General features: G+C 70.2%; 23 protein-coding genes. 10 read left to right on the forward strand and 13 right to left on the reverse strand.

Features of this window, described 5'->3' with window-relative positions:
• Positions 1 to 61: 61 nt before the first annotated feature.
• On the forward strand, positions 62 to 703 hold the full coding sequence (locus ACLBXX_RS15270) for a TetR/AcrR family transcriptional regulator (protein ID WP_387148163.1): 642 nt from the start codon (positions 62 to 64) through the stop codon (positions 701 to 703).
• Positions 700 to 2388 (forward strand): MDR family MFS transporter, encoded by a 1689-nt coding sequence (locus ACLBXX_RS15275; protein ID WP_447658723.1) that lies wholly within the window; start codon positions 700 to 702, stop codon positions 2386 to 2388. The genes ACLBXX_RS15270 and ACLBXX_RS15275 overlap by 4 nt, the downstream gene beginning before the upstream one ends.
• On the opposite strand, the gene ACLBXX_RS15280 is transcribed toward ACLBXX_RS15275, so the two are convergent.
• The 5 genes from ACLBXX_RS15280 to ACLBXX_RS15300 form a co-directional block, all read right to left on the reverse strand.
• Entirely contained in the window at positions 2389 to 3195 is an 807-nt protein-coding gene (locus tag ACLBXX_RS15280; RefSeq protein ID WP_447658724.1) for an isocitrate lyase/PEP mutase family protein, read from the reverse strand.
• Positions 3196 to 3305: 110 nt separating this feature from the next.
• Entirely contained in the window at positions 3306 to 3662 is a 357-nt protein-coding gene (locus ACLBXX_RS15285) for a VOC family protein (protein ID WP_447658725.1), read from the reverse strand.
• A 10-nt stretch (positions 3663 to 3672) separates the two neighbouring features.
• Positions 3673 to 5181 (reverse strand): aminotransferase class I/II-fold pyridoxal phosphate-dependent enzyme, encoded by a 1509-nt coding sequence (locus ACLBXX_RS15290; protein ID WP_447658726.1) that lies wholly within the window; start codon positions 5179 to 5181, stop codon positions 3673 to 3675.
• The gene (locus tag ACLBXX_RS15295) at positions 5178 to 6368 is read right to left on the reverse strand and encodes a M20 family metallopeptidase (protein WP_447658727.1); all 1191 of its coding nucleotides are present in this window, start codon (positions 6366 to 6368) and stop codon (positions 5178 to 5180) included. The genes ACLBXX_RS15290 and ACLBXX_RS15295 overlap by 4 nt, the downstream gene beginning before the upstream one ends.
• A gap of 39 nt (positions 6369 to 6407) precedes the next feature.
• Complete coding sequence (locus ACLBXX_RS15300; RefSeq protein WP_447658728.1) at positions 6408 to 7292, reverse strand: aminoglycoside phosphotransferase family protein; 885 nt, start codon at positions 7290 to 7292, stop codon at positions 6408 to 6410.
• Positions 7293 to 7336: 44 nt separating this feature from the next.
• On the opposite strand from ACLBXX_RS15300, the gene ACLBXX_RS15305 reads away from it, so the two are divergent.
• Complete coding sequence (locus ACLBXX_RS15305; protein ID WP_447658729.1) at positions 7337 to 7798, forward strand: methyltransferase family protein; 462 nt, start codon at positions 7337 to 7339, stop codon at positions 7796 to 7798.
• A 9-nt stretch (positions 7799 to 7807) separates the two neighbouring features.
• Here ACLBXX_RS15305 and ACLBXX_RS15310 read toward each other — a convergent pair whose 3' ends face one another.
• Positions 7808 to 8941 (reverse strand): peptidoglycan-binding protein, encoded by a 1134-nt coding sequence (locus ACLBXX_RS15310; protein ID WP_447658730.1) that lies wholly within the window; start codon positions 8939 to 8941, stop codon positions 7808 to 7810.
• Between the two features lie 135 nt (positions 8942 to 9076).
• Positions 9077 to 9466 (reverse strand): PPOX class F420-dependent oxidoreductase, encoded by a 390-nt coding sequence (locus ACLBXX_RS15315; RefSeq protein ID WP_387148133.1) that lies wholly within the window; start codon positions 9464 to 9466, stop codon positions 9077 to 9079.
• 121 nt (positions 9467 to 9587) lie between these two features.
• On the opposite strand from ACLBXX_RS15315, the gene ACLBXX_RS15320 reads away from it, so the two are divergent.
• The 3 genes from ACLBXX_RS15320 (at position 9588) to ACLBXX_RS15330 (ending at position 12629) form a co-directional block, all read left to right on the forward strand.
• Positions 9588 to 10445, forward strand: a complete 858-nt coding sequence (locus ACLBXX_RS15320) for an aldo/keto reductase (protein ID WP_447658731.1) — start codon at positions 9588 to 9590, stop codon at positions 10443 to 10445.
• A 76-nt stretch (positions 10446 to 10521) separates the two neighbouring features.
• The gene (locus ACLBXX_RS15325) at positions 10522 to 11220 is read left to right on the forward strand and encodes a DUF2510 domain-containing protein (protein WP_447658732.1); all 699 of its coding nucleotides are present in this window, start codon (positions 10522 to 10524) and stop codon (positions 11218 to 11220) included.
• A 44-nt stretch (positions 11221 to 11264) separates the two neighbouring features.
• On the forward strand, positions 11265 to 12629 hold the full coding sequence (locus tag ACLBXX_RS15330; protein ID WP_447658733.1) for a hypothetical protein: 1365 nt from the start codon (positions 11265 to 11267) through the stop codon (positions 12627 to 12629).
• Between the two features lie 6 nt (positions 12630 to 12635).
• On the opposite strand, the gene ACLBXX_RS15335 is transcribed toward ACLBXX_RS15330, so the two are convergent.
• The 6 genes from ACLBXX_RS15335 to ACLBXX_RS15360 all read right to left on the reverse strand — a co-directional run bounded on the left by ACLBXX_RS15335 (position 12636) and on the right by ACLBXX_RS15360 (position 20251).
• Positions 12636 to 12938 carry a hypothetical protein gene (locus tag ACLBXX_RS15335; RefSeq protein WP_447658734.1) on the reverse strand — a complete coding sequence of 101 codons (303 nt, stop codon included), beginning with the start codon at positions 12936 to 12938 and terminating at the stop codon, positions 12636 to 12638.
• A gap of 139 nt (positions 12939 to 13077) precedes the next feature.
• On the reverse strand, positions 13078 to 14952 hold the full coding sequence (locus tag ACLBXX_RS15340; protein ID WP_447658735.1) for a glycoside hydrolase family 127 protein: 1875 nt from the start codon (positions 14950 to 14952) through the stop codon (positions 13078 to 13080).
• Positions 14953 to 15069: 117 nt separating this feature from the next.
• Entirely contained in the window at positions 15070 to 16071 is a 1002-nt protein-coding gene (locus ACLBXX_RS15345; RefSeq protein WP_447658736.1) for a LacI family DNA-binding transcriptional regulator, read from the reverse strand.
• A 96-nt stretch (positions 16072 to 16167) separates the two neighbouring features.
• On the reverse strand, positions 16168 to 17931 hold the full coding sequence (locus tag ACLBXX_RS15350; protein ID WP_447658737.1) for a thiamine pyrophosphate-binding protein: 1764 nt from the start codon (positions 17929 to 17931) through the stop codon (positions 16168 to 16170).
• Positions 17928 to 18806 (reverse strand): citryl-CoA lyase, encoded by an 879-nt coding sequence (locus ACLBXX_RS15355; protein WP_447658738.1) that lies wholly within the window; start codon positions 18804 to 18806, stop codon positions 17928 to 17930. Before ACLBXX_RS15355 ends, ACLBXX_RS15350 begins: the two co-directional genes overlap by 4 nt.
• Positions 18803 to 20251 (reverse strand): aldehyde dehydrogenase family protein, encoded by a 1449-nt coding sequence (locus ACLBXX_RS15360; RefSeq protein WP_447658739.1) that lies wholly within the window; start codon positions 20249 to 20251, stop codon positions 18803 to 18805. Before ACLBXX_RS15360 ends, ACLBXX_RS15355 begins: the two co-directional genes overlap by 4 nt.
• 308 nt (positions 20252 to 20559) lie before the next feature.
• Between ACLBXX_RS15360 and ACLBXX_RS15365 the strand changes: the two genes are divergently transcribed.
• From ACLBXX_RS15365 to ACLBXX_RS15380, 4 genes are all read left to right on the forward strand, one after another.
• Positions 20560 to 23256: an outer membrane protein assembly factor BamB family protein gene (locus ACLBXX_RS15365; RefSeq protein WP_447658740.1), complete on the forward strand. Its 2697-nt coding sequence runs from the start codon at positions 20560 to 20562 to the stop codon at positions 23254 to 23256.
• Positions 23257 to 23462: 206 nt separating this feature from the next.
• Positions 23463 to 24119: a TRAP transporter small permease gene (locus tag ACLBXX_RS15370; RefSeq protein ID WP_375871792.1), complete on the forward strand. Its 657-nt coding sequence runs from the start codon at positions 23463 to 23465 to the stop codon at positions 24117 to 24119.
• A gap of 3 nt (positions 24120 to 24122) precedes the next feature.
• On the forward strand, positions 24123 to 25403 hold the full coding sequence (locus tag ACLBXX_RS15375; protein ID WP_375871793.1) for a TRAP transporter large permease: 1281 nt from the start codon (positions 24123 to 24125) through the stop codon (positions 25401 to 25403).
• A gap of 77 nt (positions 25404 to 25480) precedes the next feature.
• On the forward strand, positions 25481 to 25924 hold the full coding sequence (locus ACLBXX_RS15380) for a type II 3-dehydroquinate dehydratase (RefSeq protein WP_447658741.1): 444 nt from the start codon (positions 25481 to 25483) through the stop codon (positions 25922 to 25924).
• Positions 25925 to 25994: the final 70 nt, after the last annotated feature.

Genomic DNA, 25994 nt, shown 5'->3' on the forward strand with positions numbered 1-25994 from the left:
CCGGAGGGCGGCAAGGCAGGCTAATTTGCACGAAGTGAGATTGAGTGCAAAACTGCATGATGTGACAGATAGTGCAGAAGGGCTTCGCGAGCGCCGGCGCGCCGAGACCACGCGCACCCTGATCCGGGCCGCACGACGGTTCACGGCCGAGCACGGCCTCGCCGGCTTCACCGTCGAGGAGCTGTGCAGCGAGGCCGCGGTGTCGCGACGCACGTTCTTCAACTACTTCGCCTCGAAGGACGACGCCGTCCTCGGCATCCCTCTGGAGCGATCGGATGCTGCCGCCATCGCCCGGTTCCTCGCCGGCGCCTCCGACGACCCGGGCATCTCACCGAACCTGCTCACCGACCTCGCTCTCCTGGCCGAGGAGCGCTGGCGCGCGCTCGACATCGCCCCCGACACGGTGCAGGACCTGTTCCGCGCGGTCGAGAAGGAGCCCCGCCTGCTCGCGCGCATGCTCGAGCTCGGGTTCGAGGGCGAGCAGTTCGACGCCCGCCTGATCGAGCAGCGCGAGAACCTCCTGTCGGGTGATCTCCGCGCGCAGGTCGCCGCGCAGGTCGTGGGCGCGCTCGTCCGATCCGCCGCCGGCGAGTTCCTGAAACCCGGCAACGCCGAGTCCTTCATCCAGATCTTCGAGCGGCGCATCGGCGCGGCGCGCGACCTCTTCGCCACGCAGACCGCATTGATGGGAACCCCCGAATGACCACCGCCACCGTCCCGACCGCCAAGCCCGGCGGAGAGGCGCCGTTCCTGCTCACGCAGCGGCGCATCTGGATCATCTTCTCCGCCCTCATCGCGGGCATGCTCCTGTCGAGCCTCGACCAGACCATCGTCTCGACCGCGATGCCGACGATCGTCGGCGAGCTCGGCGGCGTCTCGCACCAGGTCTGGATCACGACCGCCTACATCCTCGCGACCACGATCGTCATGCCGATCTACGGCAAGTTCGGCGACGTGCTGGGCCGGCGACGGCTGTTCATGGTGGCGATCGCGATCTTCACCCTCGCGTCGGTGGGCTGCGCGTTCGCCACCGATTTCTGGATGTTCGTGGTCTTCCGCGCGATCCAGGGGCTCGGCGGCGGCGGCCTCATGATCCTCTCGCAGGCGATCATCGCCGACATCGTGCCGGCCGACCAGCGCGGCAAGTACCTCGGCCCGATCGGCGGCATCTTCGGCCTCGCCGCCGTCGCCGGCCCTCTCCTCGGCGGCTTCTTCGTCGACCACATGACGTGGCAGTGGGCGTTCTACATCAACATCCCGGTCGGCATCGCGGCGTTCTTCATCGCCGTGTTCGCGCTCAAGCTGCCGAACAAGAAGGCCGAGAAGCCGATCGACTGGCTGGGCGTGCTGTTCCTGTCGGCCGCGACGACGTGCCTCATCTTCTTCACCGACTTCGGCGGCTCGGCGGACCAGGGGTGGGATTCCGGGGCGACCTGGGCCTGGGGCGCGGGGCTCGTCGCCTCAGCCGGCCTGTTCATCTTCACCGAGTCGCGTGCGGCCGACCCGATCATGCCGCTGTCGATGTTCCGCAACCCGATCTTCATCAACGCCACGGCCATCGGCATGGCGATCGGCATCGGCATGTTCGCGGCTCTCGGCTTCGTGCCGACATTCCTCCAGATGTCGTCGGGCACGTCGGCCGCAGCATCCGGTCTCCTCATGCTCCCGATGATGGTCGGCGTCATGGGCATGTCGATCGCGTCGGGCCTGCTCATCACCAAGACCGGCAAGTACAAGCTGTTCCCGATCGTCGGCACGCTCATCGTCGGCGTCGCGATGGTGCTGATGACCACACTCACCGCGTCGACGCCGATCTGGCTGATCTGCACGTACCTGTTCCTGTTCGGCGTCGGGCTCGGCTGCATCATGCAGGTCGTCGTGCTCGTCGTGCAGAACGCCGTGCCCGCCGCGGATCTCGGAACCGCGACCTCGACGAACAACTACTTCCGCGAGGTCGGGGCCGCGCTCGGCACCGCGGTGTTCGGCACGCTCTTCACGACGCGCCTCACCGAGAACCTGACGAAGGTCTTCACGGATGCCGGCGCCAGCCCCGAGCAGGCGGGCGAGGCGACGTCGAGCATCGACCCCTCGGTGCTCAACTCGCTGCCCGACACGGTCAAGACGGGAGTCGTGGACGCCTATGCCGACGCGCTCGCGCCCGTGTTCTGGTACCTCGTGCCGTTCATCGCGATCGCCTTCGTGCTGGCGCTCTTCCTCAAGCAGATCCCGCTGTCGGACGTCGCCGGGCTCGTCGCGCGCGGCGAGGCGATCGGCGGCGAGGAGGCCGAACGACTGGAAGCCGAACGGCTGAAGGCCGAGCAGCACAGCGCCGCTCCCGCCGGGCGCGCCCGCCGGCGCGCGCGCGAGAAGGATCGCGCCGCGCGGTAGTCAGGCCCCGAACCGGCGCTGCACGTCGCCGTAGCCGAGGGTTCCGTCGAGGAAGCCGAGCGTGCCGGTCTCGAGCAGCTCGTGGCCGGCATGCTCCACGGCGGAGAGCGCCGCACGGGCGAGGCTGCCGCCCACGCTCACCCGCGTGACGCCGAGAGAGAAGAGCATGGGCGCGGGGATGACCGGTGCCACCAGTCCGGCGACGACGTTGAGGGGTGCGGGGATCTCCGCGACGAGCCGGCGGATGGTGTCCTCGTCCGTGACGCCCGGCACGAAGACGCAGTCGGCTCCGGCCTCGACGTAGCGCTGCGCGCGCTCGACAGTCTCGGCGAACGGATCCTCGGCCGTGCCGATGAAGTACGCGTCGGTGCGCGCGTTGAGCACGAAGCTGCCCGCCGGCGCGGCGGCACGCGCGGCGGCGAGGCGCTCCGCCGCCTCCTCGACCGGGAACAGGGCGCCCGCGACGGCGTCTTCGATGTTGCCGCCGACGACCCCGAGCTCCGCGGCGAGCGCGACGGTGCGGCCGACCTCCTCCGGCGTGTCCCCGTACCCCGCCTCGAGATCCGCGCTCACGGGCACGCCCACCGAGGCGGCGATCTCCGCGACGCGTTCGAACATGACGGCCGGGTCCAGCGCTCCCCCGTCGGGCACGCCGTACGACCACGCGATGCCCGCGCTCGTGGTGGCGATCGCGGGGAAGCCGACCTGCTCGAGGATGCGCGCGGTACCGGCATCCCACGCGTTGGGGATCACGAATCCCGGACCAGAGTGGAGCGCGAGGAACTCCGAGGCTTGCTCTGCCGACACGAGCCGTCCTTCCGTGAAGACCACCGCTCAGTCGTCGAGCCGCTGTCCGAGTTCGATGATGAGGCCCTCCGGCCCGCGCACGTAGCAGACGAGCCACACGTCCTCGTAGTTCACGAGCTCCGCCATGGTGTCGTACCCGGCGGCACGGACCTTGGCGACAGGCCCTCGACATCGTCGACGCGGTAGGCGAGATGGCGCAGGCCCAGCGTGTTCGACGGGAGATCGCCGACGGAAGCCGGGCTCTCCGGCCGCAGGAACTGCGAGAGCTCGATCGCTCCGGAGCCGTCGGGTGGGGTGAGGAACACCATCTCGACGTCGGTGCCCGTGAGCCCGTTGACGCGATCCGCCCACGGGCCGCCGATGCGAGCCTTCTCGCCGCGGTGGAATCCGAGCATCTCGAGGAACCCTGCCATCGCCTCCAGATCCTCGACGATGAGGCCGATGTGCTCGAAGCTGCGGACACCCACCCTCGCGACCTTAGGCGCCCGACGGCGTCGGCGGTACCCCCGCGACCACCTGGATGGTGTCCAGCGTCGGGTCCGCGGCGTACGCGATGCGGCCGCCGTCGCGCCTCGTCTCGCGCAGCGCGTCCAGCGCGCCCGCTGTGACGACCTCACCCGGGGCGAGCACCGGCACACCGGGCGGGTAGGGGGCGATGAGTTCCGCGCACACGCGTCCGATCGCGGCCTCGGCGTCGACGGTCTCGTGCGTGGCGAAGAAGGCCTCGCGCGGGGTCAGGGCGGGTCGCGACTCCACCGACCACGCCGCCGAGGGCGTGACGGGGCGAGGGATGCCGCGATGCCGGCCGATCGCGGCGGTCAGCGCCTCGACGAGGCCCGAGAGAGAACGCTCGTCGTCGGCGACGGTGACCAGCGGCACGAGCACGTCGCGGTCGGCCATCTCGAGCGTGATGCCGTCGGCGAGGAGCTCGTCCTCGATCGTGTGGCCGTGCGCGCCGGTGCCCACGATGAGCAGCACCAGCTTCGCCGGATCCACTTCGAGCGCACCATCGCGATGGCCCGCCGGACGCCCCTCGAGCACCGTCACTCCCTCGATGGCGGAGAGCCGCCGGCGAGCCTCGGCCACCAGACCGACGAGCCGCCCGACAAGCTCCTCGCCGTCGCGCTGCAGCATGGCGCGCGAGGCGTCCGTGCTCGCGAGGATCGCGCCGGCGGAGCTCGTGGTGTGGGATGCCTCGAACCCGCGCTGCAGCCGGTCGGGGTCGAGCAGCCCGCCGTCGCGCGTCGTGCGCGCGAGCAGCAGCGCACCCTGGCTCCAGGCGGGGAGCGTCTTGTGGGCGCTCGTCACGAGGGCATCGGCACCGCGCTCGAGCGCGTGGGCGGGAACGAGGGGCGAGAAGCCGAAGTAGGCCGCCCAGGCCGCGTCGACGACGAGCGGTACCCCTGCGGCGTGCGCCGCATCGGCCAGTCCGGCGATGTCGGACAAGGTGCCGACGTACGACGGGTCGCCGATCAGCACGCCGCAGGCGTCGGGGTGCTCGGCGAGCGCCGCCCTCACCGCGGCGACCGGCACGGCGCCCGGCAGCCCCGTCGCGGCGTCGATCTCGGGCCGCACCCACACGGGGCGGAGTCCGGCGAAGACGATGCCGAGCAGCACCGATCGGTGCAGCGTCCGCGAGACGACCACCGGCTGCCCGGGTCGGCCGAGCGCGAGCACCGCCGCCTGGTTCGCATGCGTGGAGCCGCCGACCGACAGGCGGCACCAGTCGACGCCCCACGCCTCCGCCGCCTGCGCCTCGGCGGCGGCGAGCAGCCCGCGGCTCTGCTTCATCGTGTCCAGGCCGGCGAACAGCGGCGCGTCGCCGCGGACGATGTCGCCGAAGAGATCGCGCCGGTGCTTGTGACCCGGGATGCTGAACGGCGCGACGTCACCCGCCTCGACGTCACGCTGGAACTCCAGCCACGCCGCGAGCAGCGGGGCGTCGGCGGCGTAGCCGCGCGGGTCGCGCGGATCGCCCTCGGTCATGCGCCACCCTCCAGGAATCGGCCGACGGCGTCGGCGACCGCGACCGGGAACCTCTCGAGCTGGCCGAGGTCGACCCACTCGTCTACGGCGTGCAGCCCGCCGCCCACGGGTCCGCACACGACCGTCGGCACGCCCGCCTCCTGCCACAGCGCCGATTCCATCCAGTAAGGCGCTCCGACGCGCGCCGCCGTCGAGCCGCCGGCCGCGGCGAGGGCCGCGGAGAGCTCGTCGGCGAACTCGGACGCCGGGCCCGCGGCATCCATCTCCCACGCGTCCCGCGAGAGCGTGAGCCTCGTGTGTGCGGTGAGGCCCGTCGTGGCGGACACCACCGGCTCGACGAGCGCCCGCACCTCGTCGAGCGCGTCGGCGGGCGATTCCCCCGGCAGCGTGCGCCGCTCGACGACGACGTGCGCCGACGCCGCCACGGTGAACGGCGCGGTGCCGGCGCGAGCAACGGTCGCCATGAGCGAGCCGGAGGGGATCAGCGGATGCTGCGGCCGCCGTTTCAGCGCGTCGTCGGCCGCGCGGATCCCGGTGAGGAGATCACCGAGCCCGCGCATCGCGTCGACGGCGGCCTCGGGCTGCGAGGAGTGCGCCGCCCGGCCGCGGAGCACCACCTCCACCACCGCGTAGCCGCGGTGCGCGATCGCCAGGTCGAGCCACGTCGGCTCGGCGACGAGGCAGAGGTCCATGCGCTGCCCACGCGCGGCGAGGTCGTGCAGCACGGCCTCGGCGCCGACGCTGGCGTCCTCCTCGTCGGCGACGAGAGCCACGATGATCGTGCCCGGCGCGTCGACCGCGGACAGGTGCTCGGCGGCGATCACGAGGCCGGCCACCCCGCCCTTCATGTCGCTCGCGCCCCGGCCGTACAGATGGTCTCCATCGATCCGCGCCGCGAACGGATCCGTCATCCCCTCGACCCCGACCGTGTCGAGGTGCCCGTTCAGCACGACCGTACGCCCGGGCCGCGAACCCGTGCGGGTCGCGACCAGGCTCACGCGGCGGGGGTCCGACGCGGCGGGCATCAGCCGAACGTCGTAGCCGGCCGTCCCGAGCCGGTCCGCGAGGAACGCCGCGATCCCCGCCTCGCCCGGCGCATCGGGCACGAGACTCGGGCTCACCGAGTCGATGCCGATCAAGGCCACGGCGAGGTCGACGGCGGCATGACCGAGGTCGGGTGCATCCACGAGGACGACCCTAGCGGTGGGTGTGGACGCCGATGCGGCTCAGCCGAACAGCTCGAGCAGGCGCACGCACTTGGGCGGATCGAGCGTGAGGCCGCGCCGAAGCCCCCACAGCAGGTACGACATGCTGCGCACCAGCACCCAGCGACGCGCGCGCTCCGACGGCACACCGGCCGCGTCGACGAACCCGTCGAACGCGGCGAACACCGCGGCGTCGGAGTCGAGCTCGTCCAGCCGCGACCACAGCACGCGGCCGATGTCGTACTCGGGGTCGCCGCGCAGCAGCACCGGGTCGACCACCGTCCAGGGCAGCCGGCCCCCGGCGAGGACCTGCGCGAAGTGCAGGTCGCCGTTGACGGACACCGACTGGTCGGGCGTGGAACCGAGAACGGATGCTGCCGCCACCGCGGCGTCGAGGGCTCGCGGCGGCGTCGGCCCGGCGAGGGCCTCCCATTCCGCCGGGAACGCCGTCGTCGCCTCCGCCGCGATGTCCCGTGTGCGGGGCGCGTCGGCCGGCGCGGGAACCGCGAGCACCCGCGTGAGAATGCCCAGCGTCGCGATGGCCTCGTGCACCGGTTCGGTCTGCAGCGTGCGGGTGGGATCGAGGCGTTCGAGAAGAGAGGCTCCGGACCCGACGTCGGCGTCCAGCAGCCGGACGACGCCGCGGCCGTCCCAGTGCGCGAGGGCGGCCGTCTCCGCGGCGACGTCGTCGCCCGGCGGCGCGAGCCTCAGCACCGCGCGCTCCTCCTCGCGCCGCACCGGCACGACGAGAGCGTTGGATCCGTGGGCGACGACGCCGTCGAGCTCGAGGCGCCAGCGATCGCACTGCCGGTCGACCAGATCGGGGAGGCGGTCGAGCCACTCCCGCCCGGCCACGTCGTACCGCCACCGCGGCATGTCGCGGAACGAGAGCGGCACGACGATCACCGGCTCAGCGTAGACGGTGGCGCGGCCGGGGCTACACTGCGGGCATGGCGGACGCGCCCGCGTATCGGATCTGGCCGCCGGTGGCGCTCGGGGTGCCGCTCGTGGCCGGATGGATCCTCACGGCCGTGGTGGATGACCCGGTCGCGCTTCCCGTCGGACCGTCACGGGTGATCGCGCTCGTGCTCATCGTCGCGTTCGCCCTGTGGAACGGCTGGGCACTGTGGCTCATGGCCCGGCACCGCACCGCCCTGCTGCCGGGCGGCGCGACCAGGACGATCCTCGACCGCGGTCCGTTCCGGGTCAGCCGCAACCCGCTCTACCTCGGTCTCATCGCGCTCGACATCGCCCTGGCGCTGCTGTGGCCGTCGTTCTGGGCCCTCGTGCTCACTCCCCTCGGGGTGGCGGCCCTGTGGTGGGGCGCGATCGCGCCGGAGGAGCACTACCTCCGCGAGAAGTTCGGCGCCGAGTACGACGATTACCGCGCACGGGTGCGCCGCTGGCTGTAGCCGGCCGGTTCAGCCGTCCGAGCTCGAGGGCGAGGGTGTGGGTGCGGTAGCCGCCTCCTGCAGATCGGAGATCGCCTTCTCGAACGCGGCGATGGTCGCAGCATCCACCGTCCCCGTCGGCTCGACGCCCAACTCGGTCTGGAACGCCTGCACCGCCGCGGTGAGCTCGGGCGTCCAGACGCCGTCGACCGGGCCGTCCCAGAAGCCTACGAGCTTGAGCGTCTGCTGGATCGCGGCCGTCGTGGCGACCGACTCCTGCGCGGCCGCTCCGCCCAGTTCTGCCAGCTTCGCCTGCAGCGCCTCGGCGGTCGCCTTGTCGACGGTTCCGGTGACCGGGAGCCCCGCAGCCTTCTGCAGATCCTCCACGGCCTGGACGGTCAGCGGGCCGTAGACGCCGTCGACGGTGCCCGTGTAGTAGCCCGCGACGAGCAGGTCCTGCTGCAGCGCCGACGTGTACGCGCGGACCGCGGCCTCGGCCTGCACGGCCTGCTCGTCGGTGAGGCAGCCGGCGTCCGCGAACAGCGCGAGCCAGGCCATCTCGAGCGCGACCGCGGCGCTGTTGAACTGCTCGGCCGCGTCCTTCAGGGGTGTGTCGTCGGTGATGGATGCCTCGGCCGATGCGAGGTCGGATTCCGCCTGCTTCACCCGCTCGACGGACGCGGTCGGCGCCAGCGGGGTGCTCGAGGGTTCGGCGGGCGCGGGTTCGGTCGGCGTGCCCGTCGGACCCGCCTCCGCCTCGGCGAGCGCGATCTGCGCGTCGACGAGCTCCTGCTGGGCGTCGTACAGCGCCTGGTTCGCGGTGACGGCCGCCTCGGCGCTGTCGACCACGTCCTGCCGCGGCGCGGCGAGGTCGGCGCCCGCGTTGCGGACGTCGCCGACAGTCGGAGCGGTGTCGTTGAGCACGTCGCCGTAGCTGTCGAGCGCCTCGATGTAGTCCTTGCTCGCGCCGCAGAACGCGCCCGACGCCGTGGTGAGCTCGGTCTGCGCCTCGGCGACCGCCTTCTCCTTCGCCGACACCTGGGCTTTCGCCCGCTCGACCGGGTCGGCCTCGGCGGCGCATCCGGCGAGCACCACGGCCGCGACCGTGCCCGCGACGACGATGGCGCCCAGCCGCGCCGACAGCCTGGTGCGAAGCGTCTCCACGTCGCGCCCCCTTCTGAACCGAAGCATGTGAGCCACATCATGGCACCGCCAACCGTCTCGACGCGTCATGCGGATCGCGTGAGTGCCACCGGTGTCGGCGAGGACCGCACTGGACCTCCGCAGTATCCGACCCGGTCACGCCTCCCGCAAGAGACCGCTGCTGCCCATCAGCCGCGTCGGCGTGAGGACGATCGTGACCCGGAGCGGGTTCACGCGGGGCTGGCGGTACCGCTCGGCGTAGAGGGCGACCGCGAGCGCGACCTCGTCGGGGTCATCATGGACGGTCGCGGTGCCCTGGAACGAGAGCCAGCGCGCGCCGTCCACCTGGCTGATCGTGGCGGTGCCGTCGCGGCGCACGTTCCGGACCTTCTGCGAGTCGCGCGACGTGATGATCCGCAACAGCCCGTCGTGGAGAGTGAAGCCGACCGCGACCGCGTGGATGCCGCCCCACGGCGCCAGCGTCGAGAGGGTGCCGATGTGCCGTTCGCGCACGAACTCGATGCCCGCCTCCGACAGTTCCCGCACCCTCCCACGCTACCGGCCGGATGCGCCCGCACGCGCCGGGGCTCCCGATCGCGGCGCGGAGAATCTACAGTTCGATGAGGGACGCGCACGGCGCCTCCAGTCCCCGGAGGAGGCAGCAGAGATGGTGACCAGCATCCCGCTCTCGAGCGGAACACGGATGCCGCAGCTCGGCCTGGGCGTGTACCTCGTCACGGACGTGGCCGTGTGCGAGGCGAGCGTGAAGTCCGCTCTCGAGTCGGGGTACCGGCTCATCGACACCGCGGCCATCTACCGCAACGAGCGGGCGGTGGGACGCGGCATCCGTTCGTCCGGAGTCCCGCGCGAGGAGATCTTCCTCACGACGAAGCTGTGGCCCTCGGACTACGGGTACGACAAGGCGCGCGCCGCGACCGGCGGCGCGCTCGAACGGCTCGACTGCGGCCCCCTCGACCTGCTGCTCCTTCACCAGCCCGTCGGCGACGTGATGGGCGCATGGCGGGCGATGGAGGACGCGGTCGACCAGGGCGTCGTGCGCGCCATCGGGGTGAGCAACTTCGCGGTGTCCGACCTGGAGCGCCTGCTTCCGGCGGCGCGGATCCCACCCGCGGTGGACCAGGTGGAGCTGCACCCGCATTGGCAGCAGCCGGACCTGCTCCCCTACCTGGTCCAGCACGCGATCGTCCCCGAGGCGTGGTACCCGCTCGGTCACGGGTCGACGAAGCTCCTCGCGGAACCCGCGGTCGTGGGGGCTGCGGCCGCGCACGGCAAGTCGGCGGTCCAGGTCATCCTGCGCTGGCACGTGCAGCGCGGGTTCGTGGCCATCCCGAAGTCGACCAACCCCGCGCACATCGCGGCGAACATCGACGTGTTCGACTTCGAGCTGAGTCCCGCCGAGATGGCCGGCATCGACGCGCTCGGCAAGGACCGCCCGATGTTCCGCCTCCCCCGCTGGATGATGGCGGCGACCATGCCCCTCGCCCGCCCGCGGCCGCTCGCGTAACCGCGCGCCGAGGGCGCGGTGAGAGTCGTCCGTCTGCCCATCGATCACCGCCGCCCTTCGGGTCTATCGTTCTCGCATGACGACGACTCCGCCCGGATGGTACGACGACGGCCACGGCGCGAACCGCTGGTGGGACGGCACCCGCTGGACGGAGCATGTGGCGGGTGCGGATGCCTCGGCCGCGGCGCCCGCTGCGCCGCCCGGCGCGCTCGCCGACGGGGTTGCTCAGGACGGGTCAGCGGTCACCACGGTCGCGGCGCCCCCGGAGCCGAAGAAGTCGAGCCGCTGGGTCGTGTGGGTCGTGGTCGGTGCGGTCGTGCTCGTCCTGCTGATCGGCGCCGCCGTCGCGATTCCGCTGCTGACCTTGGGCGCCGCGCGCCTCGGCGGCCTCGCCGGCGGAGGGACGCCTGCCGATGCCGATCAGAAGGCGGCCGTCGCCGCCGTGGAGCTGTACGACGACGCGTGGCAGGACGCGGACTGCGGGGCGTTCATGGCCGCGACAACCGAAGCGTTCCGGGCGCAGGCGGGACTCGCCGACTGCTCCGCCTTCGAGACCGAGGCCGAATCGTTCGGCGACGCCGTCGAAGACTACGAGGTGGAGGTGACGGATGTACGCGACACCGATGATGCGATCGTCGTGAGCACCACCGAGACCTACAGCCGGCTGGTCGACGAAGGCGGCAACCCCCTCGATGAGGCCGTCGACGAATCCATCGACTGGCAGTACACGGTCGTCGCCGATGGAGACGATTGGCTCATCGACCACCTCGAGTGAGCGGAGGTGGTGCCCCCGCGCAGGCAGCGGACTATGATCCGGCCATGGGGAGCTCTGGGGGCTCGCGGACGGGTGGCATGGGTGCCTTCCCGCGCCTGCGGGCGGGAACAGTGATCGCTGTCGCCGCGCTGGTGATGTCAGGCCTGATCGCGTCGCCGGCGTCAGCCGCGACCGGCCTGCCGGCGGGATCGACCCGACATGCTGTCGCGGCACCGTCGCCTTCGTCGGGAGCCGGCAACGAGGCCGACGCGATGGCCACCGTCGCCCAGTACGAAGAGGCGTTCGCAGAACAGGACTGCGACCTCTTCGTGCAGGTCACCACCCAGCGGTTCCGCGACCGCATCGGTCTCGTCGACTGCGACTCGTTCACGAGGAACGCGCAGGGCCGCGCGGAGGCGCTGGACTCCATCTCGGTGGAGCCCGTGTCTGCCGAGGGAAGGGGCCGCACCAAGATCGCCGCCCTGGTGCACACCACGGTCACGAGCCACGTCGACGAGAACGGGCAGCCCACCACGGATCCCGTGACCTCGGAGCACGACTTCCGGTATCACTTCGTCCACTACGACGGAGCATGGAAGCTCGATGCCGTCCATGATGTCCCGGGCGGGCGCAACGACGGCGAAGTGACGGAGGAGGAGCAGCAGGCGGTGGCGCGGATGATGGTCGACTGGCGCGCGGCCTATACCGCCGGCGACTGCGACGCATTGCTCGCTTCGACGACAGCGGGTTACCGAGAGGAGATGGGGTGGACCGTCTGCCCCACCTTCCAGCAGTTCATCTCCGACCAGAACGCGTACTGCCCCATGGACGTGCACCAGGAGGACATCCGCTCCCACACCGCCGTCGACTCGCACGTCGGCGAGATCATGCTCGACGTGGTGCAGGTGTGCACCCTCGACACGGATGAGTTCGGCGAGCCGATCGATCCGCCGTACGAGGCGGGTGCGCCGTACCGGTACCACCTCGTCGAGGACGACGGCGACTGGCGCATCGCCGAGGGGGACAACGGCGCCGCGGCCGAGGACGAACCGGCGAACGAGAACGAGAGGGCCGCCGTCGACGCGATCCGCGGCTACAACCAGGCGTGGGTCGAGGCCGACTGCGACGCCTACATGGCGACGACGACCGAGTCCTTCCGCATCGCGCTGAACGTGAACGGGTGCGCGGGCTTCGCTCCCGCAGCACGCAGATACTCGGAAGGAGTGGCGAACTTCGAGAACACCCCGACCGACATCGAGCGACCCTCGATGCAGAGCATGCAGATCAAGGTGCACGAGACCTACGACTCGCTGACCGACGTCGACGGCCAGCCGCTCGAAGAGCCCTTCCTCGTCGACGAGTACTGGGTCTACACGCTCCTTCTCGTCGACGGCGCGTGGGTGATCACCGAGTCCGTGATGCTCGTCTGAGCAGGCTCAGGCGGTGCGGGTGCCGACGATGGTCGACGGCGGGAACGGCCCCGCCTGGGCCGTGCCCGTGAGCCGGTCGCCGATGACGTGCAGCGTGACGGCGAGCGACATCGGCAGCGGGGCGACGAGGTCGAGCGTGAATTCGGCCGTGTCGCCCGAGGCCGTGCCGCCTCGGATCGCGATCGGCCCGGTGGGGCCGATCGCTGTGCCCGAGAGTGAGGTCCCGACCGTCGTCAGCGTGACGTCGAAGTGGTGGGATCCCGCGAACGTCGCGACCTCGATCGCCCACTTGCCGTCGATAGCTGCCACGCCGACCTCACCTTCGTCCTGACGGCCACGCGACCGTCGAGGCCATTCTGCTCGGCTCGGGGGCCTTCGCGCGACCGCCACCACCGATGCCGCGGGTCTTCCTCGAGGGCATCACAGGCGGACCGGCCGCGCCGGGTGCTCAGCGAGTGGGCATCCAGACGCGCATGGCTCCGGGGGCGCGGTTCGCCCACCGGAAGTACGGGATGGCGCGGACCGGGCCGAGGTCCGCGGCGGCGGGGTCGGCGAGGTCGGACGAGTACAGCCCAGCCGTCGACCGGAGCACCCGGCCGCCCGGGATCTCGAGCGTCGTCGCACGCAGGTGGTCATCGACACCGGCTTCGACCGCGACCGGCGCCTCGGGGATGACGACATCTTCGAGGCGGATGCCCTCCGGAAGGTCCGCCTGCTCGAGGCAGTAGTACACCGGGCCACGCCGCAGCGCGACGGTCCCGCGCGCTCCGTCCACCCACGGGTGCGCCTTCTCGAACACCGGCTCGACCGGGATCACGATCTCCACGGAGCGGGCTCCGGCGGGAACCTCGGCATACCCGGGCCCCACGCTGTGAGCCGCCGCGCCGTCGACGGACAGCGTCGCGCCGACGGCCCAGGCCGGAATGCGGAACTGGGTCGCGCGGGTGGTGGGCGCGGAGAACGAGATCCCCACGTGCGAGCTCCAGGGGAAGTCGGTGTCGACCGTGGCGGTGACGCCGGTCTCGATGTCGTACTCCCCTGCTGCGTAGAGGTGGAACTGCGTCGCGTCGTCGGTCTCGGTGACGAGGTACGCGTTCAACGACGACAGCAGCCGCGCCAGGTTGGGCGGGCAGCAGGCGCAGAAGTACCAGTCCAGGCGGGCGGAGGGCGCATCCTCCTCGTGGGTGTGCCCGCTGCGCAGCTGCAGCGGGTTCGAGTAGAAGTAGGCCTTGCCGTCGAGCGACGTCGACACCGCGATCGCGTTGTAGAGACCCCGTTCGATCTCATCGGCGTACCGGCCGTCGGCGTCGAGCAGCAGCATCCGCCAGTTCCACTGCAGGTTGGCGATCGCGGCGCAGGTCTCCGAATAGGCGCGGTCCGCGGGCAGCTCATACGGATCCCCGAAGGACTCTCCGCGGTGACGGGATCCGAGGCCGCCGGTGACGTACTGCTTCTCCTGGTGCACGCTGTCCCACAGGCTCATCAGGGCGTCTGCGTACCCGGAGTCCGAGTCGTCGAGCTCGAGGTCGGCGACGCCCGCGAGCAGGTAGAGCTGGCGAACCGCGTGGCCGGTCGCCTCGCGGGCCTCACGGACCGGGCTGTAGTCCTGATAGTAGGCACCGCCGAACTGCCCCTCGCCGATGCTGCGATACCCGCGCAGCTCGACCATCCGGCGAGCCAGTTCGCGGTGGCGTCCGTCTCCGGTCAGGCGAGAGAGCTCGACGAGCGCCGTCTCGATCTCGGGGTGCCCGTCGATATCGTCGCGCCCGTCCTCCCCGAAAGTCTGGTGCACGAGTTCGACGTAGCGCAGGGCGATGTCGAGGAGCTCGGTGCGCCCGGCGTATGCCCACGGGATCGCCGCTTGGATCAGATGGCCGAGCTTGTACATCTCGTGGCCCTGTGCCAGGTCCGTGAACCGTTCGCCGGCTCGCGGCCCCTGGTAGTAGCTGTCGAGGTATCCGTCCTGTTCCTGCACCGCCTCAAGCAGGCGCACCGCGTCGTCGACGAAGGGCAGGAAGACGGTGACGTTGCCGCGGACGGCCTCCCAGCCGATCGCCTCGAGGGTCTTGTAGAGATCGGAATCCGCGAACAGCGGTCCCCGGAACTCCGCGTCACTCTCCCCCACGAGACGGCGGAGGTTGTCGATCACGCCGCTGGACTCCAGCTGCTCGATGCAGTGGGGGATCGTCTCTTCGCGATTGACCCGCTGCCAGTCACCCAGGAAGCCGCCGCCGAGCCGCACGCGGCGGACGTCGAACGGGCGGCGAGCCGTCGCACGGGCCGGGACGGACGGAGCAGCGAGAGTGGCGGTAAGGCTGGCCATGATTCTCCTCATCGAGCGGTGTGTGGTAGTACACCGGTGCACAAGCGGAACGAGGATCGATAGTACACCGGTGTACGACATGTGCAAGCGACAATCTCTGCGCACCGTGAAGGGGGTCTAGACCGAGTCGCGGCGCACGACGCGGTGCCCGGCGACGAGCACCTCGGGTTCGAGGTCCGCTGTGCCGAGCCGCTCCGCGAGCCGAGCGACCGCGCTCTCGGCGATCCAGTCCCGCCCGGAATCGAGGGTCGTCAACGGCGGGTAGGCCAGGGCTGCTTCCTGGACGTCGTCGAACCCGACGACCGAGACGTCGTCGGGGATGCGCAGACCCCGGCGCTGCAGTTCGTTCAGTGCTCCCAGAGCGAGCGAGTCGTTGAACCCGAACACCGCGTCGAACGCGATCCCCCGCTCGATGACGTCGGCGATGGCGTCGGCGCCCGACCGGCGATTCCAGGGGATCGGGCCGACGAGGAGGTCGTCGTCCTGACCGATCCCGGCTTCGGCGAGCGCCCTCGCGTAGCCGGCATAGCGCAACGCCGCCGCTGTCGGGAGATCCGACCGCTCCATGCCCAGCGCCACGATCCGGCGTCGCCCGCTCTCCAGGAGGAGGCGGGTCATCTCGTAGGCGCCGTCGACGTTGGAGACGGTGACGAAATCGAATCTGCCGCCGTGGACGCGATCGCCGATCAACACCATCGGGACGTCCAGGGTGGACGATTCGATGTCGCCGGCATCGAGCGCGATCGGATGGAACAGGAGCCCGTCGAAGAAGCGCCCGTTCTCGCCGCGGAGGATCGCGAGCTCCCTGTCGTGATCGCCGTCCGTGACCTCGACCACCACATTCAGCCCGCGTCGCTGCGCCGCGGACACGACCGCCTGCGCCAGCTCGGCGAAGTAGGGGTGCGCGATCTCGGGAATGGCGAGCGCGATCGTCCCGGTGCGTCCCGAGCTCAAGTTCCGCGCCGAGATGTTCAGTTTGTAGTTGAGCTCGCCGACGGCCGCCTCGATCCGCGCCCGGGTCTCGGGTCGGATGTACGGATACCCGTTGAAGTAGTTGGAGATGGTCTTCTTCGAGACTCCGGCCAGACGGGCGACATCCGCCATCGTGGGTGCACCCATCCGAACCTCCTGCCGTTGCGCACTCATTCATAGCATCCGCGCTCCGGAGGACGGCCCACCCGCTGCGACGGCGGCGCACGGCACGACGGCATGGCCTCAGTGCGTCGCGACGTGCTCGACCGCCTTGTCCGGCGAATAGATGTCCAGGATGTTCCAGTGACCGGTGGTCGGCGTCGGCACGTTGACCATCGACACGTCGATCACGACGGGTCCGCCGAGGGCGATCGCGCGTTCGAGCGCCGGGCGGAACTCCGCCGCGGACTCCACCTTGATGCCGGTGATCCCGTACGCCCGCGCGATCGCCGCGAAGTCGGTGTACATCGGGTCCTCGGCGCTGCCGAACACCGTCCCGTAGGTGGTGTCGAAGGCGGCCTTCTCGAGGCCCGCGATCGTGCCGAAGGCGTTGTTGTTCATCACCACCCACACCACGGCGACGTTCTCCTCGCGGGCGGTGGTGAGCACGGCCGGATTCTGACCGAATCCGCCGTCCCCCACCAGGGAGACGACGACGCGGTCCGGGCTGGCGATCTTCGCTCCGACCGCTGCCGGGGCCCCGAAGCCCATCGTGGCGAAGCCGCCCGGCGTGAGGAACGTACCCGGCGTGAGGATGTCGAACTGCTGCCCCACGCCGTTCTTGTTCCAGCCGACGTCGGTCGTGATGATCGCGTCGTCCGGCAGGACGTCGCGCGTCTCGGAGAGGATGCGCTCCGGTCGCATGGGCCAGGCATCGGAAGCCTGAGCCGGGGCGTTCTCGCGCTTCACCGCAGACCTGCTCTCGGCGATCTTCGCGCGAAGTCCATCCCGTCCCACCCCGGTCGGCGCGAGCCGGCGTGCGACCCGGACCAGCACGGCGAGCGCCGACTTGAGGTCTGCGAGCGCGCCGACCTCGAGCGGATAGTTGCGCCCCAGCTCGGCGGGATCGATGTCGATCTGCATGAGCCTGGTGGCAGGGATGTCGAAGGTGTACTCCGCGTACCACGAGCTCGAGTCTGCCTCCGCGAACCGCGTCCCGAGCGCGAGGATCCAGTCGGCCGTGCGGGTCGTCTCATTGGTGAACGCCGTCCCCCAGAATCCCGTCATGCCGAGGACGAGAGGGTTGTCGTCCGGCACCGCCCCCTTGCCCATCAGGCTGTGCGCGATCGGGAGCGAGAGCAGCTCAGCGAACTCGGCGAGCTCGGCCGAGGCATCCGCCGCGATGATCCCGCCGCCCACGTACAGCACGGGCCGCTCGGCATCGAGCAGGTTGCGCACGATCCGCTCGGCTGCGGCCTCATCGAGGCTGGGCTTCGCGAGCGCGCGGGTGCTGCCGACCACCTTGTCGAACGACGCGATGTCGACCTCCGCCGAGAAGACGTCCATGGGCACGTCCACGAGCACGGGACCCGGGCGCCCGCTCTCGGCCAGGGTGAAGGCCTTGTCGAGCACCTCCGCGATCAGGTGGGGCTGGTCGACGCGCCACGCGCGCTTCACGAACGGCCGGTAGATCTCGTACTGCGCGGCGTCGGCGTGGAGGTTGATCTCCTGGTGGGGGTGCTTCCCGAAGTAATGGGTGGGCACATCGCCGGCGATGACCACGAGGGGGATGGAATCGAGGGCAGCGTTCGCGACCCCGGTCGCCGCGTTCGTCAGACCGGGGCCGAGATGGGTCAGCACCACACCCGCACGCTTGGTCACCCGCGCGTAGCCGTCCGCGGCGTGCGCGGCGATCTGCTCGTGCCGGACGTTCACGAAGGAGATGCGGTCGCTCTTCTCGAGCGCCGCGAGCAGGGCGATGTTCGTGTGACCGCACAGCCCGAAGACATGCTCGACATCACGGGCCTCCAGGTACCTGACGATCTGGTTCGAGACCAGGTCCTTCATGACGTTCTCCTTCTTGCGTCGCCGTTGACGGGGACCGATCGGCGCGCCGGTCCCGTGTACGTGTATCCGATCGATGGGGGCACCGGCCCCTTGATGCGTCCGCCCTGGGTCATCTGCTCGACGGCGTGGGCGAGGATCCCGACCGACCGGGAGAGGATGAAGACGCCGCGCCCGAGTTCGGGGGTGAAGCCGAGCTCGCAGTAGATGACAGCCGTGACACCGTCCACGTTCATGGGGATCCGCCGCGGCCTGCCGTCGCTGATCGCGTCCTCGACTGCGCGCCCGATCGCGGCGAACCGGCCGGCGACCACACCGTCCGCTGCCGCCGCGTCGACCAGCGACAGCAGCCGCGGCGTGCGCGGGTCCAGCGGATGGAATCGATGGCCGAAGCCCGGAACATACGTCATCCCCGCATCGCGGTGGCGACGCAGCACGGCCCGCACGGCCTGATCGACCCCGCCCGCAGCCTCGGTCTCGGCATCGATCTCGAGGTACAGCTCCATGCACTGCTGGCCCGGCCCGCCGTGGATGTCGTCCAGCACGTTGATGGCAGAGGCCATCGCGCCGTTCACGGGGGCACCGCAGGTCGTCGCCATGCGGGCGATCGCGATCGAGGGCGCCTGCGGGCCGTGGTCGACCGACGCGACCAGCGCCGACTCGAGCAACGCCGTCTCGGCCGGCGAGGGCAGTTCCCCGCGCAGCATGAGCCAGATGGTGTCGACGAAGCCGACGCCGCCGATGAGCTCCTGGATCGGGTACCCGCGCAGCGCGATCTCTCCAGGACGGATGTCGATGATGTCGGTCTGCCACCACCGCCGCGCGTCGTCGAGCACCTCCTCCGAGCCCTGTCCCGGCTCGCGAGCGGGCGAGGTCATGACGCGACCCCCGCCGCGTGCGGCGACTCGAGCGCGGCATCGTAGAAGTCGCCGAACAGCTCCTCGTCTGACGGGCGGTCCTCGGGGATGGTGCGAGAGACCCACGTCGTGTTCAGGTAGTGACGCAGCGAGACGTTCTCGGAGGTGATGTTGCCTCCCCACGTGCCGCAGCCCATCGACGAGGTCATTGGCATGCCGTTCGTGAACGCGCCGGCGTTGGCCTTCGAGTTCGGCTGGCGCACCATGATCCGCGACACCGGCATGTGCCGCGCGAAGTAGTCGATGTGCGCGTCGTCGGTCGAGGCGATGCCGCAGGAGTGGCCCTTCCCGCCGATCTCGTAGAGCCGCCGGGCCTCCTCGACGCCGTCCTCGAAGCCGCCCTCGTAGGCGTGCACCGCCATGAGCGTGGTGAGCTTCTCCTTGCAGAACTGCCTCTCTTCGGCGATCCCGTCTCCCTCCACGAGGATGAACCGGCTCTCCGCGGGGATCTCGAACCCGGCGGCTCGCGCGAGCTCCTGCGGCGAGATCGCGACGGTGTCGGGGAGCCGATGCCCCTCTTCGTCCCACATCACCGTCCCCAGAGCCGCTCGCTGGTCCGTTGTGGCGAGGTACCCGCCCTCGGCCTGCAGAGCCGCGAGCATGTCGTGGTACCTCGACGCGGGGACGAGGACGTTCCCGTCCGCCGAGCAGCCCGAGCCGAAGTCGGAGGTCTTCGAGAGCATGCAGTTGCGAGCCGTCTCCTGCAGGTCCGCGGTCTCGTCGACGAACTCCGTCGCGTTGCCGGCCCCGACGCCGTACGCCGGCGTGCCGGAGCTGTACGCCGCTCGCACCAGCCCCTGGCCACCGGTTGCGATGACGAGGTCGGCGCGGCGCATGATCTCCTGGGATGCGGCGAGGCTGGGCAGCGTGATGCACTGCAGGATGTCGGCCGGAGCACCCTCCGCCTCCAGCGCTTCGCGCATGAGCCGGACGGTCTCGAAGGTCGTGCGCCTCGACCGTGGATGGGGGGAGAACACCACGACGTCGCGCGCCTTGATGGCGTAGATCGCGTTGCCGGCGGGCGTCAGGTCGGGGTTGGTCGTCGGGACCACGCAGCCGATCACGCCGACCGGCTTGCCGTACTTGACGAGTCCCCTCTCGGGGTCCTCCTCGATGACACCGACGGACGGGCTGCGCAGGGCGTCGCGGAGCACGCCGCGGATCTTCATCCGCTTGTTCATGCGGCTCTCGAAGTCGCCGAGTCCCGACTCCTCGATCCCCATCCCCACCAGCCGGTGGAACGAGGTCCGGTTCGCGACCGCCCAGGCGACGGCCTGGATCAGACGATCGACAGTGGCCTGATCGTAGGTCTCGATGATCGCCAGCGCGGCCTTCGCGCGGGCGAACACCTCGTCGAGCTCCTGCTCCTGCTCGAGCGAGAGGGACTTGCTTGTTGAAGCAGCCATGACAACTCCGTCCATGGGCATCTGATGCCGACCGCCGAATGCTATTCAGACGCCGACGCGGCCGACAAAGGGTGTCCCACTGGGCAGAAAGCGCGCGGTCAGCCCACCGTTTCGGGCCTCTTCAGGGAGGAGTTGTACCACTCGATGGGTCGCGCGGTTGCCGCATCCCGCCCTCGCGGTTAGCGTCCCGAGCGCCGGCCGGTGCGGCCGATCCCCAGATCGAGAGGACCGGACGGCATTCCCCAGAGTGGCGCCGGGCGGGCGCAGTCCCACCCGGCGTCAGATCGAAGACGATCAAGGAGCAAGGGATGCGCAAACGACTGACCACAAGGTGGGGAGCCGCGGGAATCGGCGCGCTGGCGATAGTGCTCGCCATCGCGGCCTCACCCGCGTACGGGCAGCTGAGGCCGGCAGAACCGGTCCCGCCCGCGGGGCTGACAGGCCTCGAACCGACCGGAGCCGACATGCCGACCGTGGGAGGCAATCTCGGCAATCAGCACTACTCGGGCCTCACCCAGATCACGAAGCAGAACCTCAAGGACCTCGCGCCGACGTGGCGCACGCACGTGTCGGCGGTGGCACCGGCCTCGGGCAACACCGGGCAGCAGACGACGCCGATCGTGGTCGGCGGCGTGATCTACCTCGACACGCCCAGCGGTGGCGTGATCGCGGTCGACGGTGTGACCGGAGACGCCATCTGGAAGTGGGAGAACCGCGTCTACGGGCTGTCGGGCACCCGCCGCGGCGTGTCCGCCGGCGACGGCAAGATCCTCACGCTCGCCGGCGGCAACCGCGTCGTCGCGCTCGACCAGGCCACGGGCGCCGAGGTCTGGGCGGTGCAGCCCACCGGACCCGGCGGCGAGGACCTCGGGCGTGTCGGCAAGGTCGCGACCGTGTACTACGACGGAATCGTGTACGCGCACGCGGCGGACGGCGATCGGGGCGCGGTCGTGGCGCTCGATGCGAGCGACGGGTCGTATCTGTGGCACTTCTTCGGAGGCCCGCAGCGTGGCGAGCAGTTCACGGGCGTCGACGGCGTCACGTTCGACGCCTCGGAGACCTGGGGTCCGGTACTCCCGGACGGAACGGACTGCTCCGAGGAGGGCGGTGCCACGTCCTGGATGCAGGGCGCCGTCGACCCCGAGCTGAACATGTACTACATGACGTTCGGCAACGCGCGCAGCTGCACCTCGTCGCAGGACGGCTCGCAGCGCCCGGGCGACAACCTGTTCTCGAGCACGATGGTCGCCGTGGACGCGTCCACGGGTGCGTACAAGTGGCACTACCAGTCGATCCACCATGACGTGTGGGACATGGACAACGTCCACCCGCCGACCCTGGCCGACATCCGCGTCGCCGGCGAGGAGCGGAAGGTCGTCTTCTACGGCAGCAAGTCCGGTCACCAGTTCGTGCTGGATCGCACCAACGGCGAGCCGGTCCTCCCGGTGACCGAGAAGGCCATGATCACGGACTCGCGCCAGGCGCACTCGCCGACGCAGCCGTTCCCCGAGACCCGGCTCCTGCCGGACTGCGTCGTGTGGGAGAAGCTCGACGCTGCGAACATCCCGGGCGACCCGTGGCGTGCGGTGCCGAACTACAACGGCTACCAGCCGGACGCAGAGGGCAACCTCGTCTTCAACCCCGACAGCTATGTCGCGGTCGACGAGCCGTTCCTCACGTACCCGGAGGGGTACCCGGCCGGCCATCGCCTCGGCTGCATGTACGACCCGCAGTGGGACGCGCCGATCCTGTCGACCACCAGCCAGAACGGCGGCGCAGACTGGTCGAACCACTCGTACAGCCAGAGCACCAACCTCGTCTACTACCCGTACGGGACCAACCCCGTCGCGCACTACAACGGCGCCTCCGCCAACGGCCTGCGCGCCATCGGGCAGTACCAGACGGGCGGCATCCTGGCCTACGACGCGTCCACCGGGAAGGTGGCGTGGACCAACCACCTCGGAACGGACATGTCGCACGGCCAGGGACCGCTGACCACGGCATCCGATCTGCTGTTCGTCGGCCAGATCGACGGCAGGGTGCTGGCGATGGACGCCATCAGCGGCGACGTGCTGTGGGACTTCCAGACCGGCTCGGGCATCGCGGCGGCGCCGGTCACCTACGAGGTGGACGGCGAGCAGTACGTGGCCGTGTTCGCCGCGGGTTCGACGAACCCGTACGGCGGCTCGGTGACGCAGGGCGACTCGCTCTGGGCCTTCAAGCTCGGCGGCACGTACACGACGGACTCCGGGAGCCAGGAGGGGCCGGACACCGCGCCCCTGACGATCCGCCGCCCGGTGGGCGGAGCAGCCGTCGAGGGCTCGACGGTCGGCAACACCGTCCTCCTCGCGCGCACCAGCCGCACCGCCGACACCGCGGCGGCACGCGACAGCGTGGCGACGAACGGCATGCAGCCGACGCATCTGCGCGTGCCGGTCGGCACCACGGTGACCTTCCGCAATCCGGGGGCCGAGACGTTCCCGAACTTCCCCAACGCGAAGCCGCACTGCGCGACGCAGTTCTTCGAGGGCGAGTTCAACGTCAGGCTGCAGCCGGGGGAGACATACCAGCACACGTTCGATCGCGCGGGTGAGTACTTCTTCAACGACTGCACGGATCCGCGGCCCACCGGCAAGATCGAGGTGTACCTCACGCCCCAGGATCAACCCGGCGCGCTGAAGTTCACGCCGAGCACGCTGAACCTCGGGTCGGGGACGGGGCTGTTCACCGGAGTGAACGGCAAGGTCTCCGCGCACTTCGAGCTTCCGGCCGGCTACACCTATGACAGCGGTGCGGTGCTCGTGACGCCGCTGTCATCGACGCCGGTCGAGGCGTCCAAGGTCACCGCGAACAAGAACCGGATCATCCTCCAGTTCGACGCCGCGGCCGTGGACAACAACGTGCCGGCCGGGGAGGTGAGTCTCACCGTGCGGGCGAACGTCCTGAACGCCGCAGGGGTCCAGGAGCAGCTGTCCTCCACGGCCACCGTGACCGTCACGAAGTAGTCGTTCCCGCCACCGATCGATCCGCCTCCGTCGTTCGCGACGGGGGCGGATCGTCGTGTAGGGAGCCGGTGTCCCATTCGACGAAACTCGGCTTTGCACGCGCCATCGCGGCGGCCAGAGTCGCAGGGGCAGCGATGCGCGTGCGCACGCTCCCCGGCATCGACAGAGAGGTTGGCAATGCACCCTGACACCGCGGCGGTGACGCCATGACCGACAAGGAACCCGGCGCCGAGCCCGACGAGGGCTCCGGCACCGAGCCCGAGAAGGCGGCGGGCGACGCCCGCGACGCGGCGCCCGGGGATTCCATCTACCCGGCGACGAACACCTTCTACACGACGCCCAAGCTCAACCAGGGCGTGCCGGCAGACCCGATGTTCATCCGCGTGCTCTCGGCGATCGAGATCACGATCGGGGTCACGCTGTTCGCGTGCATCGTGTTCGGCGTGATGTACCAGGTGCTCGGACGGTACTTCCCCGCGATCAGCTGGGTCGGCGCGGGCGAGCTCGCGCTCCTGTCGATGATCGCGCTGACCTTCATCACCACCGGCTACCTCGTGGGCCGCAACGGCCACATCGTGCTCGAGATCTTCGACGAGATGCTCGCCGGGACCCGGCTCTTCGTCGCCCTGCGCGTCATCTCCGCCGTCATCATGGTCGTCACGAGCCTCGCGCTGGCCTACGAGGCATGGGTGAAGATCGACACCGAATGGGGCCGGCTGAGCGCGGCCATGCACATGCCCCTCGGCGTGCTCTACATCTTCGCCCTCGTCGGCTTCCTGTCGGCCGCCATCCACTCGTCGTTCAAGATCCCCTACGCGAACCGTCCCGAGCGCAAGCTCGACATCGGCGAGATGGAGGGCTGACCGGTGGACCTCTGGCTCTACATCCTGCTGTTCGTCGTCTTCCTGCTGCTGCGGGTGCCCGTCGCCTTCGCGATGATCGCCTCGAGCATGCTGTACTTCTACAGCCACGGCCTGTCGGCCGGCTACGCGATCTCGTCGATCGTCAACGGCATCAACAGCTTCCCGCTGCTGGCCGTCCCGCTCTTCATCTTCGTCGGCACGATCGCGAACAACCTCGGGATCGCCACGCGTCTGTACGACCTGGCGCGCGCGCTGCTGCCGCGTCTTCCCGGCAACCTGGCCTACGTCAACCTGGGGACGGCCATCGGCTTCTCGTGGATCAGCGGCTCCGCCCTCGCCGACGCCGCATCGACGAGCAAGGTGCAGATCCCCCAGATGCTGAAGGCCGGCTACCCCTACGGCTTCTCGGCCGGCCTCACGGCGTCGGGGTCGCTCATGAGCACCGTCATGCCGCCGAGCATCCCGGCGGTCCTCTTCGCGGCGACCGCCTCGATCTCGACCGGTGCGCTGTTCGCGGGCTCGATCATCCCCGCCATGCTCATGGCGATCGGCCTCGCCGCGTACATCTTCTTCTGGGTGCGCCGGCACCCGGACGTCGCCTCCAGCCGCCGCTTCGACGGCGGCATGTTCGGCAAGGCCGCCGTGCGCGTCATCGGGCCGGCGATGCTGCCCGTGATCATCCTCGGCGGCATCTTCAGCGGGCTGTTCACGGCGACGGAGAGCGCGGGCATCGCGGCGGTGTACATGCTCATCCTGGGCGCGATCTACCGCACGCTCACCTGGAAGGTGTTCTGGAAGTCGGCCAAGGAGACGGTCGTCATCGCGGGCGGGATCCTCCTGATCCTCGGCGCGTCCAACCTCATGGGCCAGGTGCTCGCACGGGAGCAGGTCTCGCGCGCGCTGGGCGAATGGCTGACCGGCCTCACCGACAACCCGCTGATCTTCCTGCTCATGCTCAACGTGCTGCTGATCCTGCTGGGAATCCCGCTCGAGGCGCCGCCGGTGATCCTCGTGCTCGTCCCGATCCTCATGCCGATCGTCGCGCAGTTCGGCATCGACCCGGTCCAGCTCGGCGTCATCATGATCCTCAACCTGATGATCGGGTCGCTGACGCCACCGGTCGGCGCGGTCCTGTTCGTGGTCGGATCGATCACGCGCAGACCCATGGGAGAGCTCTTCCGCGGGATCCTGCCGTTCCTCATCCCGCTCGGGACCGTCCTGCTGCTCCTGACGATCTTCCCGGTCATCGTCACGTTCCTGCCGACGCTCCTCGGCCTGCTCTAGCCCCCCGGATCCGATGTCCCCGCGGCGCAGGTCGCGGGGACATCGGAGACATGGGAACCGCCTGAAAGGAGGCATCCGTGACGAGGAAGCTCTTCGTGCTCAACGGTTCGAATCTCAACATGCTGGGTGTCCGCGAGCCCGAGCTCTACGGATACGCGACGCTCGACGACGTGCGGGCGGACTGCGAGCGGGTCGCGGGCGAGCTCGGCTTCGAGCTGTTCTTCGCGCAGTCCAACGCCGAGCACGAGCTGGTGGAGTGGGTGCACGACGCCTTCCGCCAGGGCGCGGCGGTGGTCATCAATCCCGCGGGCTTCAGCTTCGGATCGATGCCGCTGCTGGACGCGCTGCACATGCTGTCGACGCCCGTCGTCGAAGTGCACATCACCAACATCCACGCACGCGACGCCGACCACCGCCACTCGATCGTCTCGAAGGTCGCGCGCGTCGTGATCGCCGGAGCGGGCACGTACGGCTACGAGCTCGCCATCCGCGCCGCAGACCGCCTCACCGCCGGGGAGTAGGCGCCGGCGCCTCCGTACACGCCGGGGCGCAGCATCCATGATCCGTGGAATGGATGCTGCGCCCCGGCGC

This window comes from Microbacterium sp. C23T (genome assembly GCF_053345975.1).